The 15,955-nt window shown below is 69.7% G+C and carries 14 protein-coding genes; 7 read left to right on the forward strand and 7 right to left on the reverse strand.

Annotated features, from left to right (window positions below; translation table 11 throughout):
- Positions 1-22: 22 nt before the first annotated feature.
- Positions 23-997, reverse strand: a complete 975-nt coding sequence (locus ACSVDM_RS01430; protein ID WP_439262149.1) for an NAD-dependent epimerase/dehydratase family protein — start codon at positions 995-997, stop codon at positions 23-25.
- Between the two features lie 191 nt (positions 998-1,188).
- Here ACSVDM_RS01430 and ACSVDM_RS01435 point away from each other — a divergent pair, with 191 nt between their 5' ends.
- Both ACSVDM_RS01435 and ACSVDM_RS01440 read left to right on the forward strand, forming a co-directional pair.
- Entirely contained in the window at positions 1,189-1,518 is a 330-nt protein-coding gene (locus tag ACSVDM_RS01435) for a type VII secretion target (protein WP_067493548.1), read from the forward strand.
- A complete protein-coding gene (locus ACSVDM_RS01440; protein WP_439262152.1) occupies positions 1,515-3,146 on the forward strand; it encodes a hypothetical protein in 1,632 nt (543 codons plus the stop codon). The genes ACSVDM_RS01435 and ACSVDM_RS01440 overlap by 4 nt, the downstream gene beginning before the upstream one ends.
- A 42-nt stretch (positions 3,147-3,188) precedes the next feature.
- Here ACSVDM_RS01440 and ACSVDM_RS01445 read toward each other — a convergent pair whose 3' ends face one another.
- On the reverse strand, positions 3,189-3,683 hold the full coding sequence (locus ACSVDM_RS01445; protein WP_439262154.1) for a hypothetical protein: 495 nt from the start codon (positions 3,681-3,683) through the stop codon (positions 3,189-3,191).
- A 45-nt stretch (positions 3,684-3,728) separates the two neighbouring features.
- Entirely contained in the window at positions 3,729-4,655 is a 927-nt protein-coding gene (gene ypfJ, locus ACSVDM_RS01450; RefSeq protein ID WP_439262156.1) for a KPN_02809 family neutral zinc metallopeptidase, read from the reverse strand.
- A gap of 196 nt (positions 4,656-4,851) precedes the next feature.
- Here ypfJ and aspS point away from each other — a divergent pair, with 196 nt between their 5' ends.
- Together aspS and ACSVDM_RS01460 are read left to right on the forward strand one after the other, a co-directional pair.
- Complete coding sequence (gene aspS / locus ACSVDM_RS01455) at positions 4,852-6,654, forward strand: aspartate--tRNA ligase (RefSeq protein WP_439262158.1); 1,803 nt, start codon at positions 4,852-4,854, stop codon at positions 6,652-6,654.
- Between the two features lie 68 nt (positions 6,655-6,722).
- The gene (locus ACSVDM_RS01460; protein ID WP_439262160.1) at positions 6,723-7,691 is read left to right on the forward strand and encodes a DUF389 domain-containing protein; all 969 of its coding nucleotides are present in this window, start codon (positions 6,723-6,725) and stop codon (positions 7,689-7,691) included.
- On the opposite strand, the gene ACSVDM_RS01465 is transcribed toward ACSVDM_RS01460, so the two are convergent.
- Complete coding sequence (locus ACSVDM_RS01465) at positions 7,688-8,707, reverse strand: hypothetical protein (protein WP_439262162.1); 1,020 nt, start codon at positions 8,705-8,707, stop codon at positions 7,688-7,690. The genes ACSVDM_RS01460 and ACSVDM_RS01465 overlap by 4 nt on opposite strands.
- A 193-nt stretch (positions 8,708-8,900) precedes the next feature.
- Here ACSVDM_RS01465 and ACSVDM_RS01470 point away from each other — a divergent pair, with 193 nt between their 5' ends.
- Positions 8,901-10,070, forward strand: a complete 1,170-nt coding sequence (locus tag ACSVDM_RS01470) for a phosphotransferase family protein (RefSeq protein ID WP_067636114.1) — start codon at positions 8,901-8,903, stop codon at positions 10,068-10,070.
- Between the two features lie 69 nt (positions 10,071-10,139).
- Positions 10,140-10,964, forward strand: coding sequence for a siderophore-interacting protein (locus tag ACSVDM_RS01475; RefSeq protein ID WP_378665625.1), 825 nt, complete (start codon positions 10,140-10,142; stop codon positions 10,962-10,964).
- Positions 10,965-11,020: 56 nt separating this feature from the next.
- On the opposite strand, the gene ACSVDM_RS01480 is transcribed toward ACSVDM_RS01475, so the two are convergent.
- The 3 genes from ACSVDM_RS01480 to ACSVDM_RS01490 all read right to left on the reverse strand — a co-directional run bounded on the left by ACSVDM_RS01480 (position 11,021) and on the right by ACSVDM_RS01490 (position 14,412).
- Entirely contained in the window at positions 11,021-12,265 is a 1,245-nt protein-coding gene (locus ACSVDM_RS01480; RefSeq protein WP_439262164.1) for an RNA polymerase sigma factor, read from the reverse strand.
- On the reverse strand, positions 12,262-12,615 hold the full coding sequence (locus ACSVDM_RS01485; protein WP_067493566.1) for a YciI family protein: 354 nt from the start codon (positions 12,613-12,615) through the stop codon (positions 12,262-12,264). The genes ACSVDM_RS01480 and ACSVDM_RS01485 overlap by 4 nt, the downstream gene beginning before the upstream one ends.
- A 126-nt stretch (positions 12,616-12,741) precedes the next feature.
- The gene (locus tag ACSVDM_RS01490) at positions 12,742-14,412 is read right to left on the reverse strand and encodes an alkaline phosphatase D family protein (RefSeq protein ID WP_439262166.1); all 1,671 of its coding nucleotides are present in this window, start codon (positions 14,410-14,412) and stop codon (positions 12,742-12,744) included.
- A gap of 116 nt (positions 14,413-14,528) precedes the next feature.
- Here ACSVDM_RS01490 and ACSVDM_RS01495 point away from each other — a divergent pair, with 116 nt between their 5' ends.
- Complete coding sequence (locus tag ACSVDM_RS01495) at positions 14,529-15,875, forward strand: replication-associated recombination protein A (RefSeq protein ID WP_439262168.1); 1,347 nt, start codon at positions 14,529-14,531, stop codon at positions 15,873-15,875.
- Positions 15,876-15,955 lie beyond the last annotated feature (80 nt).

Below are 15,955 nucleotides of genomic sequence, written 5' to 3' on the forward strand. Positions count from 1 at the left end.
CGAACATGCGTTCGATCAGGTGTCAAGCGTGCTGCGGTGCGAGCGCGAAGTCGACGAGGTCGTGGATGCTCTCCTGGATCGGGCGCGGGTGGTAGCCCAGTTCGCGTTCGGCTTTGCCGTGGTCGACGACGGGGGCCGAGATGATCGCGCCGAGAGCGGCTTTGGAGAGCACGTCCGAACCGAGGCGCTTGCCGATCGGTTCGAGTACCGGCATGAGCGCGCCGATGAGACCCGCCGGGATGGCGAAACGCGGTCCGGCGGCACCCGCGTGCCGGGCGGCGATCCGGCACAACTCGAGCAGGGTGATCATGTGCCCGCCCAGCAGGTAGTTCTCGCCGGTGCGGCCCTTCTCGCCTGCCAGGATCAGGCCGTGCGCCACATCGCGGACATCGACCATGTCGAAGCCGCCGCCGATCATCACGGGGACGCGACCGCGCGCGCAGTCCACCGTGGTGCGGTTGACGCGGGAGAGCTGGCGCAGGTTGTCGATCGGGCCGAAGACGCCGGTCGGGTTGACGATCACCGCGTCGAGACCCCGTTCGATGGCGGGCCGCAGCGAGAGCTCGCCGGTCCATTTGGAACGGTCGTACACGGGCAGTTCGGGATTGTCGGATCGCTGTGAGGTCTCGTCGATGTGCCCACCGGCGCGGTACTGGTCGAAGGCGTGGATGGAACTGGTGTGCACGAACCGGCGCGCGCCCACCTCGAGCGCGGCCTCGGCCGTGACCCGCACGCCCTCGGTGTTCACCCGCCAGGCCAGATCGTTGTTCTTGGCCAGCGTGATGAGGGCGACCAGGTGGTACACCACCTCGGCGCCGTCCAGCGCCGTGCGCATCGACGCCGCGTCGAGCACGTCACCCTCGACCCAGGTGACGGCCGGGTCGGTGGTGGCGGGGGCGACGCGGTCGATGGCAACCACCTCGTGTCCGCGCTCCACGAGCTGAGGGATCAGGTTGGAACCGAGGTAGCCGGCTGCGCCGGTCACTGCGACCTTCATGGGGCCGAGGATATAGAACATGTTCTAGTTTTGCCATCGAATGCCGCAGATCGGGTCCGTCGCGAGTCGAAACCGCGCGGGGTATTCGGCTATATTTGGCGCACTGCGCAATCGGGCGGTCGCGTCGGGAGTTGCGCGGCTACCCGATCGTGGTCTCCAGACCGACTTTTCACGACGAGTGGGGGATTCGCATGACCGATCTCTCGGTGCAAACCGAAGGTGTCAACGCGTTCGCGACGACCAATGCCGGGGTGGCGGGGCAGATCGCGGCGGCGGGCAATTTCGACCTGGTCGCCAATGTCTCCGCGATGACACCCGTGTTCGGGCTCATCGGCGCCGACTACCTGGCGATGTTCGCGGCCGCGCAGGTGTTGCAGGCCAAGGACATCAATGAGCTGTCCGCCAAGTTCGGGTCGCTGTCGGACGCGGCGTTCCGATCGTCGGTGACCTTCGACGCCACCGACATCGACAACGCGGCGCAGATCGCGCGCCAGGCCGCCGGGATCGGGGGCGCGGCATGAAGCCGCTGAGCGCGGACACCGGCGTGATCAGCCCGGAAGCGTCGCTGGCCACCGCCGAGACCGAGACACAGTCCGCGCTCGGCGCCGTGCCGCAGGAGCTGGCGGGTCAGGCCATTCTCGACGTGCCGCTGGTGCAGCTGCCCGAGGACGTCGAGGAACCGGTCTTCACCCTCGCCCAGAAGATCACCGAGGAAACCCAGCAGGTCGGCATGCCCACCGGGCTGCCCGGCCTCTCCGGGCTCGGCACCGGGACGGACGCCCAGGACATCCTGACCGGCATCTCGGACGATGCGTCCTCGGCGCTCACCGACGTGCAGGGCGCGCTGAGCCAGGCCACGATCGACCCGTTCGGCACCGCCGAGACCCTGATGAACCAGGCCAGGAGCGCCGTCACCGGTGCGACGGGCGTCGCGGGCGGTGCGTCGAACACGGGGGCCGGTGGCAACTCGGCCGCCGCGACCACCCTCACCGAAGACCCGGTCGCGGCCCTGATGAACGGCCTGTCGCTGCCCGCGCTGCCCGGCATCGAGACGCTGTTCCAGCCGTTCCTCGACCTGCTCAGCAGCTTCGGCACCGGCGTGTTCGGCTCGCTCGACCCCACCTCCATCCTGAGCAACTCCTCGGCCGTCATCGAACAGGCCATGACCCTGGCCCAGGGCGGCGTGAAAACCGTGCAGCAACTGTGGGAGGGCCAGGCCGCCGACGCCGCGACCACCGCCAGCCAGCAGGCGCAGGCCCAGGGGCAGGAGACCAGTCAGCGCGGCATCGACATCTCCGCGCTCACCCAGCAGGCGGCCGCGGTCGTGCAGACGGGCAACGCCCAGCTCACCTCCATCGCCACCACCTTCGCCGCGCAGGCGACGGCGCTCGCCCCGACCATCATGCTGCCGCCCACCCAGGCGACGCTGATCGGCCTGGCGACGACCCACCTCGGCGAGGCGGTCACGGTCGTCAACGCCACCCGCGGCCAATTGGCCGGGTACACCGGCGAACTCAGCGGTGTGGTCGGTCAACTCGCGAGCCAGAGCGGACTGCCCTCGCCGGAAGAGGTGCTCTCGGCCGCGTCCGAGAACATCGGCGAACCGCTGCTCACCCAGGCCGAGGACGCGCTGAGCGGCGCCACCGAGACCAGTGCGGCCAGCACCGGCGGCACCGGTGGAACCACCACCTCCCCGGCGGGCACCAGCCCGGCGGGCACCGGTGGCACGGGCGGCGGCGGTGGCTCGAGTGCCGCGCTCGGCGCCCTCGGTACCGCGCGCGGTGGCGGCGGTGGCGGAGGCGGTGGCGGCAGCTCGAGCGGCACTCCGAGCACCGGCTCGCCGAAGTCGACGGCACTGCCCGGCTCCGCGATGCCCGCCGCCGGTCGCGTGATGGCGACGGGACTCGGCACCGGCATGGGTGGTGCGAGCACCACGCCCGCGAGCGCGGGTTCCGGATTCATGGGCGGCAGCCCGGGTGCGGCAGGCGCGGGCCAGCGCGCCAACGACGAGGAACACGGCCGCACGGTGCAGCCCTACCAGAGCCGCACCGGCAACGAAGACCTCACCGGTCTCCTCGGCGAAGCCACGCCCGAGGTCATCGGCGCCGTCCACGAGGACGAACGCACCGCCGACGAAGACCGGTTCTGAGCGAGGTTCGCCCGCGGCCTGGTGCCGCGGGCGACCGTCGACTCACTTCTCGAAGGCGTCGACCAGCTTCTCGGTGAGATCGGTGAAACGCTTGCGCGCGGCCTGCTGCTCAGGGTTGAGGCCGTCGGCCGCGTCGGGGGAGTAGACCACCAGGTGGGCGTCCTCGGCCGGATCCTCGGTGAGCAGGTCGACGATCTGGGCGCCCTTGCCCTCACCGGCGGGGATGCCGAAGTCGACCTCCTGCAGCGCCTCGATCTCCTCGCGCGCGGCCGAGATCACGTCGGCGGCAACCTTTCCCCGCTCCTCCTTCGGCGCGGTCTCGGCCTTGCGGTCCTTGCTCACCGCGTCGGGCCGGTACACGGCCGTGCCGTCGTCGAACACCTGCAGCACCGGCCGCAGGTCCGTGCGTGTCGACCATCCGGCGGGGATGGTGGTGACGCTGATCAGGGGTAGCGGCGCCGGTTCGGCATGGGCGAGCGCGCCCGCACCGGGCAGTGCGAGCGCGCAGACGAGCAGACCGATGATGGGCAGGCGCATGGTTTCCCCTCGATGAAAAACGCTGTGTCGGATCGGGTTCGAGGGTCAGCGTAACCCGGGGGGATTGTTCAGGTCGGTGGCGGAATAGGTATCGCAGGACTGCACCGAACCGCTGCGGTAGCCGGCGAGGAACCACTTCTGGCGCTGATCCGAGGACCCGTGTGTCCACGATTCCGGATTCACGCCACGGCCCGCCGCACGCTGGATGCGGTCGTCACCCACGGCGTTGGCGGCCGACAGCGCGTCGCGGATGTCATTGTCCGACAACGGCTTCAGGAACGGCTGCGTGCTGCCCGGCGCGTTCTGCTTGTCGGCGAAATGTGCCCACATGCCCGCATAGCAGTCGGCCTGCAGTTCGGTGCGCACCGCACCGGATTCGGGTCCGCGCGGATCCTGCTGCGCGCGGCCGATATCGCCGAGCTGGTTCTGGATGTGATGGCCGACCTCGTGGGCGACCACGTACTCCTGGGCCAGTGGACCGGCGCTCGCGCCGAACCGGTCGACGAGTTCCTGGAAGAAGCTGGTGTCGAAGTAGGCGGTGCGATCGGCGGGGCAGTAGAACGGGCCCACATCGCTGGTCGCGTTACCGCACCCGGTGTTCACCGCCCCCGTGAACAGCACGAGCTCGGGCCGCACATAACGCTGACCGGTCTGCTTCGGCAGCTCCGCACCCCACACCGCGTCCAGGCTCTGCGCGGTGAGCACCACCCGGCAGTCGACGTACTTGTTCGCATCGGCGCCGGTTTTGCAGTGTTCCGGTGTTCCGGCGGTCGCGTCCCCACCCTGGTACTGGCCGCCGGAGACGCCCGTGCCGGTTCCGGTACCGGTCAGGTCGACGCCGAACAGCAGGCCGACCACCAGCAGGATCAGCCCACCCGCGCCGCCACCGACGGCCAGCTTGCCGCCCATCCCGGGTCCGCCGCCCGAGGATGCCCGGCCCGGATCGATCTGCATACCCTCGTTGAAGGTCATCGCGGTACTCGCCTTCGCTCGGTTGTCCACTGCCCTGCAGCACCATTGGCCACCGCGCGCGCAGCCGTCGCGCAGGGCGCGCGACAAGCTTGACACGGCGCGGAAGATATCGGTTTTCCCTCGCCCATCGTGTCTCACTACGATGGTCGTGCGCCGGGTGTTCTCCACGGTGCGAAAAATCGTCGAAAGGAATACCGTGCTGCGCACCCACTTGGCTGGTTCGCTGCGAAGCGAGCACGCCGGTCAGACCGTCACCCTCACCGGCTGGGTGGCCCGGCGGCGTGACCACGGTGGCGTGATCTTCATCGATCTGCGTGACGCCTCGGGAGTCGCGCAGGCGGTGTTCCGCGAAGGCGAGGCGGCCGAGCAGGCCCACAAGCTGCGCGCGGAGTACTGCGTGCAGATCACCGGTGTGGTGGAGCAGCGTCCCGACGGCAACGAGAACCCCGAGCTGCCGACCGGCCAGATCGAGGTCGACGTGCGCGAACTGGTCGTGCTCAACGAGAGCGCGCCGCTGCCGTTCCAGCTCGACGAGACCCCCGGCGACGAGGCCCGCCTCAAGTACCGCTACCTCGACCTGCGCCGCGAGGGGCCCGGCCACGCCATCCGCCTGCGGTCCAAGGTCAACGCCGCCGCCCGCGAGGTGCTCGGCGCCCACGAGTTCATCGAGGTCGAGACCCCGACGCTCACCCGGTCCACCCCGGAAGGCGCCCGCGACTTCCTGGTCCCCGCCCGCCTGCAGCCGGGCAGCTTCTACGCGCTGCCGCAGAGCCCGCAGCTGTTCAAGCAGCTGCTGATGGTCGGCGGTATCGAGCGCTACTACCAGATCGCGCGCTGCTACCGCGACGAGGACTTCCGCGCCGACCGTCAGCCGGAGTTCACCCAGCTCGACATCGAGATGAGCTTCGTGCGCCAGGAGGACGTGATCCTGCTGGCCGAGGACATCCTCACCGCGCTGTGGAAGCTGGTCGGCCACGACATCGTCACCCCGATCCCGCACATGACCTACGCGGAGGCGATGCGCCGCTTCGGTTCCGACAAGCCCGACCTGCGCTTCGGCCTGGAGATCACCGAGCTCACCGACTACTTCAAGGACACCCCGTTCCGGGTGTTCCAGTCCGAGTACGTCGGTGCGGTCGTGATGCCCGGTGGCGCGAGCCAGCCGCGTCGCCAGCTCGACGCCTGGCAGGAGTGGGCCAAGCAGCGCGGCGCCAAGGGTCTCGCGTACATCCTGATCAACGAGGACGGCACCCTCGGCGGCCCGGTCGCCAAGAACCTGTCCGACGCCGAGCGCGAGGGGCTGGCCAAGCAGGTCGGCGCCGAGCCGGGTGACTGCGTGTTCTTCGCGGCGGGCGCGACCAAGTCCAGCCGTGCCCTGCTCGGTGCCGCGCGTGGCGAGATCGCCCGCAAGTGCGACCTCATCGACCCGAACGCCTGGGCTTTCGTGTGGATCGTCGACGCACCGATGTTCGAACCGGCCGCCGAGGCCACCGCGAGCGGCGACGTGGCCCTGGGCCATTCGTCCTGGACCGCGGTGCACCACGCCTTCACCTCGCCCAAGCCGGAGTCGATGGACACCTTCGACACCGACCCGGGTTCGGCGCTGGCCTACGCCTACGACATCGTCTGCAACGGCAACGAGATCGGTGGCGGTTCCATCCGTATCCACCGCCGTGACGTGCAGGAACGGGTGTTCGCGGTGATGGGCATCGACAACTCCGAAGCCCAGGAGAAGTTCGGCTTCCTGCTCGACGCCTTCTCCTACGGCGCCCCGCCCATGGGTGGTATCGCCTTCGGCTGGGACCGCATCACCGCCCTGCTGGCCGGGGAGGACTCGATCCGTGAGGTGATCGCGTTCCCGAAGACCGGTGGCGGCGTCGACCCGCTCACCGACGCGCCCGCGCCGATCACCGCCCAGCAGCGCAAGGAAGCGGGCATCGACGCCAAGCCCGAGGTCAAGGGCGGCGACGCGCCGAAAGCTGTTGCCGCGCAGAAGTAGCGGCCGGAAAGCAGCACCGGTAGCTTCTGGGATGGTCCCGTGGGGGACCGGTGACCAGGAGGCTATCGGTGCTGCATCTGCGCATAATCAGTCCACCCGAGCAGACCGCTGAGCTGGTCCGCCTCCTCGAAGCCGACGCGGGCGTCACCCATCTGACGGTGGCGCCCGGCATCGCGGTCGACCCCGGCGGCGACCTCGTCCAGGCCGACATCGCCCGCGAGGCGGCCAACAAGATCCTCGACGACGTGAAGTCGCTCGGACTGGTCCACACCGGTGGCATCACGCTGGGGCCGGTGGAAGCGGTGCTCTCCGATGCCGCCGATCGTGCGGTGCGGGCGGCCCCCGGCGACCCGAGCGACGCCGTGGTCTGGGAGCAGCTGCTCGTGGACACCCACGAGGAGTCCTCGCTCAACTCCACCTTCCTCGCGTTCTTGACCATCGCCTGCCTGCTCGCCTCGATCGGGGTGGCGACGAATTCGCCCGTCACCATCGTCGGCGCGATGGTGGTCGGCCCGGAGTTCGGGCCGCTGGCCGCGCTGTCGGTCGCGCTCGTTCGCCGCAATTGGCGGTTGGCCCGGCGGTCGATGATCGCGCTGGCCGTGGCGTTCCCCGTCGCGATGACGATCACGTTGTTCGCCACCATGCTGTGGGAGCGGATGGGCTGGATCACCGTCGAGGGCGTGATGGACGCGCACAATGTCGACTTCATCTACCAGGTCGGGCCGTTCTCCCTGGTCGTGGCCCTGCTGGCCGGGGCGGCAGGCATGCTGTCACTGGTCACCGCGAAATCGGCGGCCCTGATCGGGGTGTTCATCTCGGTGACCACCGTGCCCGCGGCAGGCTATGCGGTGGTGGCCGCGACGCTCGGTCAGTGGCACCGGGCGTTCGAGTCGGCGGGTCAGCTCGCGGTGAACCTGATCGGCATCGTGGTTGCCGGTGTACTCGTGCTGGAACTGCGACCGCGCGCCGGCGACGAATCAGGCCCGATCGGCCGGTTCAAACGGGCGATCGGCATGCGCACCCCGCTCGAACACTAGACGCGGGCGACCGGCCCGGCGGTGAGCATCCGGTAGGCGTAGGTGACCGCGATGGCACACACCGGCCCCGCGACGAACAGGCCGATCCCGCAGGCGAGTACACCGACGAAGGTGACGAGCATGATGGTGAGGAACAGCAGCACCGAGGCCCACAGGTTGGCCAGCACCAGCATCCCGCTCGCCTTGATCGCCTCGACCGGTCCGTAGTCCTGGTCGATCACGAAGTGCAACGAGAACATGCACAGGAACCCGACGATCACCCCCGGCGCCAGGCACAGCGCGGACGCGAGCAGGGTCGCGCTGAACGCCAGCAGTGCGGTGAGCAACACGTTGCCCGCGTTCACGAAACGGAAGAAAGACCCGAAAGCCGGTGGGTATCCGTCTGTTTCGTACAGCGCGCCACGCACCATCGCCGCCTGCAGCAACCACAGCGCAACCAGCACGACCAGGAACAGGAACAGCACGCTCAACGGCGAGGTGGGGTTCACGATCTGGACGATCGCGAGCGCACCGAGGTAGATGAGCACACCCACGCCGATGATGCCGAGCCACGGTCCGGGGTTGGTGCGGAAGCGTTCCACGCCGTAGCTCAGTGACTGCCCGATATCGAGCGCCTGTGCTCCCGAATGGAGGTAACCCGACGGCTGCCCGGGCTGCCCCGGCGACACGCCACCGGCGGGGGCCGTGGCGAAACCCGAGCTTTCCGGTTTCTCCTGTGGCACCGCATAACCCGGGCCGGTGCCCGGCTGACCGTAGTGCGGTGCGCCCATTCCCGATCCGGCAACCGAGGGCGGGGGTTCGACCGGTTCGCTGCCGTACTGGGCGGCACCCGGTCCTTCGAACTGCGGATAGCCTGCGCCACCGGCCATTCCGTGCCTGCCCGTCCCGGAGCTCGGGGCGGGTGGCCGATCGGGTCCTTCGTGGCGTCCGGTGCCGTGGGCGAATTGCCCGCTACCGCCGGGCGCAGGCGACCCACCCGGTGAATCGCTCGATGCGGCGGACGGTGTGTCGGTCACTGTGGTAGACCTTTCGACTCAACCGGTTTGCGGTGTGGCGCACTGCAGTTGACGTCGAGAAAACCCGACGAGCGACAGATGTGTCAAGCGAACAGGCACACTCGCGCAACCGCGGTGCCAACACGCCGGGCGACGCGGAAAGGTTGCGTAACCGCTCGCTAGAAGTGACCAGGTACGAGTAGCTTGAGAGGCGATGACCGCACTATTGGCCGAACGCGCCGCCGACGTCGTGTCCGCAGCACAACAGTTGCTCACAAAGCGAATGGGTGCTGCGGTGAAGCTGAGTGATCCAGTGGAGCTCAGTGGTAGTGGCAGGACCACTGTCCTGCGGGTGCGTGTCGCGGAGAACGCTTTCTCGCTCCCGCGCACGCTGATCGTGAAGCAGGTGCGTGGCTCCGCGCAGGACCGCGTCACCGGTGGCATGGCACCGGGTGTCGCCAGCATCGACGCGGCATTCCTGCGCGAGGCGGTGTCCTACCAGTTCACCACCGCCCTGAGCCGCGAACATCGCCCCGGCGCCTACCTCATCGCGCACAGCGTGCCCGACCGCATCCTCGTGCTGTCCGACCTCGGCGACAACGCGCTGCTCACCTCGGTGCTCGCCGCGCGCGCCGAACCGGGCACCCGCAACGCGCTGATGGCGTTCGCTCAGGCCCTCGGCCGCATGCACGCCGCGACCGTCGGCCGCGAACCGGACTTCATCGCGCTGATGCGCCGGGTCGACTCGGCACACCGCGTGGACGGCATCGCCCAGCAGGCGCAGGCCGCGATCGCCGAGGTGCCGGGTCTGCTCGAGGCGGAACTCGGCATCGAGGTGCCCGGTGAGATCGCCGAACGCATCGTGCACGGCAACCGGTTGTTCACCGCGGGCCGCTACCGCGCGTTCAGCCCCTCGGATCTGTGCCCGGACAACGTCATCATGAACGACGAGGGCGCCCGGTTCCTCGACTACGAGTGGGGCGGTTTCCGCGACGCGACCCTCGACATCGCGTACGCGCTTGTCTCGTTCCCCGGGTGCCTGTGTGACTTCGAACTGTCGCGCGGCCGGGCCAGGGAGATGGTCGAGGCGTGGCGTTCGGCCGTGGTCGGCGTGTGGCCCTCGCTGGCCGACGACAGGGTGCTGGCCGAACGGATCCTCGAGGCCCGCCTGATCTGGGTGTGGCTGTCGACCTACTGGTTCCTGCCCGCCGACCACACCCGCATCGCCACGGCCCGCGAGCACGGTCTGTCCGTGCCGCGATCGGAAGCACTGATCAACCGCTGGTCGGCGCTGGCCGAGGACGCGCGGGTCACCGGCGACGACGCGGTCGGCGACTTCGCCGAACAGGTGTCGGCGATGCTCGAGGAACGCTGGTCGGAGTGAGAACGTAGCTCCCCACATGGTCCCCGACGCGGAGTAGCGTCGGCGGGGATCCGAGAGTTGGGAGCAGACGTGCCGCAGTCGATCACCGTCACCGTCGTCGGCAAGCAGTGGCTGACACCGCACCTGGTGCGCGTCGTCGGCACTGTCGCCGACGGTGCGTTCACCCCGAACGCCTTCACCGACGCCTACGTGAAATTGATCTTCCCCGTGCCCGGCGTCGACTACCCCGAGCCGTTCGATCTGGACACGGTGCGCGAGACGATGGATGCCGCCAGTCAGCCCGTACTGCGCACCTACACCGTGCGCGCCTACGACGCGTCACGCCGCGAGATCAGCATCGACTTCGTCGTCCACGGCGACGAGGGCATCGCGGGCCCGTGGGCGGCCGCGGTCGAACCGGGCGAAGAGTTCCGCCTGTTCGGCCCCGGCGGTGCCTTCGCCCCCGACCCCGCCGCCGACTGGTACCTCCTGGTCGGCGACGAATCGGCGCTGCCCGCCATCGCCGCCGCCGTCGAGGCCTTGCCCGCGGGCGCACCGGCCCAGGTGTTCGTCGAGGTCGGCGGCGCCGAGGACGAGATCTCGCTGGCCTCGGCCGCCGACGTCCAGGTGCACTGGGTGCATCGCGGCGTGTCCTCGGACGCTGTGCCCGACGAACTCGCCGGCGCGAACGCGCCGCTGGTCGCCGCGGTGCGCGCGGCCGACTGGCTCCCCGGCCAGGTCCAGGCATTCGTGCACGGAGAAGCGGAGGCCGTCATGCGCAACCTCCGCCCCTACCTGCGCAAGGAACGCGACGTCGCACCGAAGTGGCTGTCCGTCTCGGGCTACTGGCGTCGCGGCCGCACCGAGGAGGGCTTCCGCGAATGGAAGCGCGAGCTCGCCGCCGAGAACGCCTGAGCGCGACCGAATCCGTCGCGATCCAGACGGCAGTCGTCGCCTGACCGGCCGGTCCGTTATCCGGACAGGGCGGTCAGCTTGCCTCGAAGATGCGCTCGTTCCACCGCGTTGTCGGTGAGCAACAGCGCGTCCTCGTAGGCGGCGACCGCCTCCTCGACCCGACCCAACTCGGCGAGGAAGGCCGCCCGGGCGGCGTGCAGATAGCCGTATGTGGCCAGGGCCGGTTCCGCGCCGAGCGGACGCAGCAATTCCAGCGCCCTTGCCGGATCACCCGCCAAACCGACCGCGACGGCGTGATTGAGCTGGGCGACCGGTGACGGCCAGACCCGCAGCAACAACCGGTACAGGCCGATGATCTCGGGCCAATCGGTGTCGGCCCAGCTGGGCGCCTCGTCGTGGACGGCGGCGATCGCCGCCTGCAGGGTGTACCGATCGGTGTGTGGCAGAGCCTGTTTCACCAAGCCGATGCCCTCGGTGATCGCCGCGTGATCCCAGCGGGTGCGGTCCTGATGTTCGAGCGTGCACAGCTCGCCCGCCGCGTCCACGCGGGCGGCTCGCCGTGCGTCGGTGAGCACGATCAGGGCCAGCAGTCCGGTCACCGACGGATCGTCGGGCACCAGCGCGTGCATCATCCTGGCGAGCTGGAGCGCGCGGTCGACCAGATCCGCGCGGACGAGATCGTCACCGGCCGGCGCGGTGTGACCTGTGGTGAACAGCAGGTGGATCACCGCGCAGATCGCGTCGAGCCGTTGCGGCAGCTCACGGATCGACGGAACCCGATACGGAATACCCGCCACGGCGATCTTCTTCTTCGCCCGCGTGATGCGCGCCGCCATGGTCGACTCGCTCACCAGGAACGCCCGCGCCACCTCGGCGGTGGTGACCCCGCAGACCAACCGCAGGGTCAGGGCGACCTGCGCCTGCGGGGACAGCGCCGGATGGCAGCAGGTGCTGATCAGCCGGAGCCGGTCGTCCGGGATCACCGGATCGTCGCACTCGGCCAGGGCCAGGTCGGCGGTGTCGGGCACAGGTTCGTCGACGACCAACTCGGGCAGCGACCGGCGGAAGATGGTGTCGCGGCGCATCAGGTCGAGACCGCGCCGCCTGGCGACGGTCGTCAGCCAGGCACCCGGCCGGGCCGGGACACCATCGGCCGCCCACGCGGTCAGCGCGGTCGCGTAGGCGTCCTGCACGCATTCTTCGGCCAGATCGAAATCCCGGACCAGCCGCACCGTCGCGGCGAGCACGAAGGCCCATTCGCGGCGGTGCGCCTGCTCGACGGCCGCGGCCGCCGTCGTCACGGCTGCGGGAAGACCTTGATCGGGCGCACTTCCACCCCACCCGTCGGGGCGGGGACCTGCGCGGCGATCGCGATCGCGGCGTCGAGATCGGGCGCCTCGATCAGGTAGTAGCCGCCGAGCGCCTCCTTCGCCTCGGCGAACGGGCCGTCCGTCACCACCACCTCACCCGACGCGTCGTGGCGGATCGATGTGGCGGTCGCGGTGGGCTGCAACGCGTGACCGCCGAGGTTTGCCGCGCCGGTGAGCTGTTGGAAGGTGCGATGCGCGGTGAGCATGTCGTCGAGTTCGGCGGGGGACATGGCGGCATAGGTCGCCTCGTCGCCGTAGATCAGGACCAGGTACTGGCTCATGGGGGGCTCCTTCGGATCGTGGTCGCCCGTTCGTCGGGGGGCCGTACTCATCCGACGAACGACCGCGGTGGTGATCGACAGCCGCTGGTGAGAATTCTGCGCCGATTCCCGAGAAGCCGCGCCCGATCAGTGCACGGGTGTGGTTCGTGGTTCGAGGCGGCCGCCGGAGCGCACGGCGAACGAGGTGCCGTGGCGGATTCCGGTGGCGGGGTCGGTGACGTCGAAGGCGTAGAACCAGTCCATCTGGGTTGCCTCGGGGGTCACGTCGAGGACGCCGAAACCGTGGGAGTCCAGTTCCACGTACCGCAGGTGATGGTTGGCCGCCTTGATGGCCTCCTCGGCCGCGATCGAGGTGGTGCGCGGCGGAGTCTTCGTCATGTCGGTGACGCTGGCCGAGGTGACCGACGGGATGACGAATTCCGCGCCGACCGTCGGTCCGCCCGGGTAGTTCGCGGCGTTCAGCGGCAGGTCGGCGGCCCAGGAGGTGTGGATGTCGCCGGTCAGGAACACGACATCGCCGACCTGATCGCCCGCGATGGTCTCGAACAGGGTGCGGCGGTCGGCGGTGTAGCCGTCCCACTGGTCGCCGTTGACGGTGATGCCGCCCTGCGGGATGCCGAGGGCGGCGGTGATGGCCTCGGTGGTCGCCGGTTCCAGCGGCGGGAACACCACCGGCGCGATCATCACCGAATTGCCGACGAGCTTCCACTGGGTCGGCGACGAGACCAATCCCGCTGTGAGCCAATCCATCTGGGCCCGGCCGGTGATGGTGCGCGCCGGGTCGTCGGCGTGCCGCCAGCCCGCGCCCGGCCCCGCCTCCTCGTCGCGGTAGCTGCGCAGGTCGAGCATCGACAGCTCGGCCAGGGTGCCGAACCGCAGCCGCCGGTAGATCTGTACCGCCCCGTCGGACCTGGTGGCGCGCACCGGCATCCACTCGAGGTAGGCCTTGGCCGAGGCCGCCCGACGGTCGGCCCAGGCGCCCTGGGTGGCGGGGTCGTGGTCCTCGGAGCCCTCGCGCCAGGAATTGTCGGCCGACTCGTGGTCGTCCCAGGTGCAGATGAAGGGCAGCACGGCGTGCAACGCCAGCAGATCCGGATCGGTCTTGTACTGGCCGTGGCGGATCCGGTAGTCGGCGAGGGTGACGATCTCGTGCGCCGGATCGTGCGCGCGCACCGCTCCGGCGCGGCCGACGTACTCCCCGCGACCGTATTCGTAGATGTAGTCGCCGAGGTGGACGATGGCGTCGAGGTCGCCGCGCGCGGCCAGGTGCCGGTAGGCGCCGAACCAGCCCGCTTCCCAGTTCGAGCACGACACCAGGCCCAGGCGCAGCCGGTCGAGGGAGCTGTCGGCGGCGGGTGCGGTGCTGGTGCGCCCGATCGGGGAGGTCTGGCCGAGCGCGTGGAAGCGGTAGCAGTAACCGGTGCCCGCCGACAGACCCTTCGCGTCGATCTTGACGGTGTGGTCGGTGTCGGCGGTCGCTGTCACGGTGCCGGAGGCGGCCACCTGTGTGAAGGCCTCGTCGGTGGCGATCTCCCAGCGCACCGGGACCGTGTCGCCGAGGCCCGAGCCGGGCGTCGCGTCGTCGTCGACGCTCACGCGCGTCCACAAAATCACCGCGTCGGGCAGCGGATCGCCCGAGGCCACGCCGTGCCGGAACACCGCTCCGGTCGCGTGTGCCTGCGCCGAACCGATCAGCACCGCCGCCGCGGCCGCTGTGCTGCCTTTGAACAGGGTGCGGCGGGCGAACAGCCCCGCGGGCACGACCTCGGTGTTTTCGACCACGATCAGCGATCTCATCCCAGTGCGGCCCGGCGCGCAAGTCGGACACACAGAATTTGGTCATCTGTTCAGGTTCGCTGCCCGTACCGGGCGATCGACCGGATGTGTCCGAGGGTCTCGGTACCCTGCACGACGTGAGTGATCAGCTGTTCGACGTGCCGGGCGAACCCGTCGAGCCCGAGCGCGGACTCGACGCGGTGGTGCGGCGCGATCCCGGGGCGCCGCTGGCGGTCCGGATGCGGCCGCGCTCGCTGGACGAGGTGATCGGTCAGCAGCATCTGCTCGGTCCCGGTTCGCCGCTGCGCAGGCTCGTCGAGGGGTCCGGCGCCGCCTCGGTGCTGCTCTACGGCCCGCCCGGCACCGGCAAGACCACCCTCGCCTCGTTGTTGTCGCAGGCCACCGGGCGCCGGTTCGAGGCGTTGTCGGCACTGTCGGCGGGTGTCAAAGAGGTGCGCGCGGTCATCGACCTCGCGCGCAAACGGCTGGCCGTTGGCGAACAGACCGTGCTGTTCATCGACGAGGTGCACCGGTTCTCCAAGACCCAGCAGGACGCGCTGCTCGCGGCGGTGGAGAACCGGATCGTGCTGCTCGTCGGCGCGACCACCGAGAACCCGTCGTTCTCCGTGGTGTCGCCCTTGCTGTCGCGCTCGCTGGTGCTGCAGTTGCAGTCGCTCACCACCGACGACATCCGGGTGGTGCTGGAACGCGCGATCGCCGACGAGCGGGGGCTGGCGGGGGAGTACACCGTCACCGAACAGGCGCTCGACCACATCGTGCGGGTCGCCGGCGGGGATGCGCGCCGGGCACTCACCGCGCTCGAGGCCTCGGCGGAGTCGTCGCTCGACGGCACCGTCGACCTCGAACTCGTCGAGGCGAGCGTCGACAAGGCCGCCGTGCGCTACGACCGCGCGGGCGACCAGCACTACGACGTCATCAGCGCCTTCATCAAATCCATCCGCGGCTCCGATGTGGACGCGGCCCTGCACTATCTGGCCCGCATGCTCACCGCGGGCGAGGACCCGCGCTTCATCGCCCGGCGCCTGATGATCCACGCCAGCGAGGACGTCGGCATGGCCGATCCGATGGCATTGCAGACCGCGACCGCAGCCGCCCAGGTCGTGCAGCTCGTCGGTCTGCCCGAAGCGAAACTGGCGCTGGCGCAGGCGACCATCCACCTGGCCACCGCGCCGAAATCCGGTGCGGTCACCTCGGCGCTGGCCGCGGCCATGTCCGACATCACCGCGGGCAAGGCGGGCGCGGTGCCGCCGCACCTACGCGATGGGCACTACGCGGGCGCCAAGGCCCTGGGCAATGCCAAGGGCTACAAATTCCCGCACAACCACCGCGGCGGTGTGGTCGCCCAGCAGTACCCGCCCGACGAGATCGTCGGCACCGACTACTACGAACCCACCGATCACGGCTTCGAACGCGAGGTCGGTTCCCGCGTGAGCAAGCTGCGCCGCATCATCCGGGGCAGCTGAGCACGTCACGTCCGGATTGTCGCCGAGACCACCGACTCCGGCGGAAAAGCGGTGGATCGCAGACGGTAGGCTGGTCAGCT

Origin of the sequence: Nocardia sp. JW2 (assembly GCF_051843015.1) — a bacterium.
In the GTDB taxonomy this organism is placed as follows: domain Bacteria; phylum Actinomycetota; class Actinomycetes; order Mycobacteriales; family Mycobacteriaceae; genus Nocardia; species Nocardia coubleae.

Bases quoted from the DNA above. Each gene is read 5' to 3' on its own strand.
- ACSVDM_RS01430 (WP_439262149.1), bottom strand. From the start codon at position 997: ATGAAGGTCGCAGTGACCGGCGCAGCCGGCTACCTCGGTTCCAACCTG.
- ACSVDM_RS01435 (WP_067493548.1), top strand. From the start codon at position 1,189: ATGACCGATCTCTCGGTGCAAACCGAAGGTGTCAACGCGTTCGCGACG.
- ACSVDM_RS01440 (WP_439262152.1), top strand. From the start codon at position 1,515: ATGAAGCCGCTGAGCGCGGACACCGGCGTGATCAGCCCGGAAGCGTCG.
- ACSVDM_RS01445 (WP_439262154.1), bottom strand. From the start codon at position 3,683: ATGCGCCTGCCCATCATCGGTCTGCTCGTCTGCGCGCTCGCACTGCCC.
- ypfJ (WP_439262156.1), bottom strand. From the start codon at position 4,655: ATGACCTTCAACGAGGGTATGCAGATCGATCCGGGCCGGGCATCCTCG.
- ACSVDM_RS01470 (WP_067636114.1), top strand. From the start codon at position 8,901: ATGACCGCACTATTGGCCGAACGCGCCGCCGACGTCGTGTCCGCAGCA.
- ACSVDM_RS01485 (WP_067493566.1), bottom strand. From the start codon at position 12,615: ATGAGCCAGTACCTGGTCCTGATCTACGGCGACGAGGCGACCTATGCC.
- ACSVDM_RS01490 (WP_439262166.1), bottom strand. From the start codon at position 14,412: ATGAGATCGCTGATCGTGGTCGAAAACACCGAGGTCGTGCCCGCGGGG.